This window comes from Ruminococcus sp. Marseille-P328, from assembly GCF_964249465.1.
Classification (GTDB): Bacteria; Bacillota; Clostridia; order Lachnospirales; family Lachnospiraceae; genus Blautia_A; species Blautia_A faecis.
The window spans coordinates 1-761 of the sequence record NZ_CAXUBQ010000073.1; the positions used below are offsets into that span (position 1 = coordinate 1).

General features: G+C 44.3%; 1 pseudogene. It reads left to right on the forward strand.

The annotated features are described in order from the left end of the window. Window positions 1-696: pseudogene (locus ACESTK_RS20485) on the forward strand (hypothetical protein); the annotation flags it as partial. Between the last annotated feature and the right edge of the window lie 65 nt (window positions 697-761).

Below are 761 nucleotides of genomic sequence, written 5' to 3' on the forward strand. Positions count from 1 at the left end.
GTTCAAATTGGACAGACAGGTTTTGCAGCAGACAGAAGCAAAGATGTACGGGATCCGCTGACTACTATTGTAAGTAAAAATGAGCATTGCCTTATAAGCCCTCTACTTATACAGTACCATTCTGAAACGTTAAAGGACGAAGTCCGAGGGCAGACCATTGCAGATCCGGTAATGACGGTTGACAGCTCAAACAGATACGGACTGGTAACCTCGTTTCTGAGCAAATTCTATAAATCCGGTACAGGACAAGATGTTCGTGAACCGCTGCACACTATAACAACATCAGCTGGACATTTTGGAGAAGCGAGAGCTTTTTTGATTAAATATTACGGCTCAGGCACAGGCCAAGACATAAAGGAACCACTTGACACAGTTACGGCGCAGGATAGATTTGGGCTTGTGGAAATAGACGGAACTGAATACCAAATTGCGGATATTGGCCTGAGAATGTTAGAACCAAGTGAACTTTACGGCTGTCAAGGATTTCCGGAAGATTACATTATAGACCACGATTACACGGGTAAGACATATCCGAGAAGTGAACAAGTCAGAAGGTGCGGGAATGCAGTATGTCCTCCGATACCGGCGGCCTTGGTAAAAAGCAATCTACCAGAACTTTGTGTAGCCACCCGAAATCCTATCTGCAGAAATGACCGCATGAAGGAAGAAACCACAGGACAATTAAGATTTGCGTAGGAAGGAGAGATGCTTAAGATGGATATGCCAAAATACAAAACCTGTAAACACAGTACCGGCAGAGT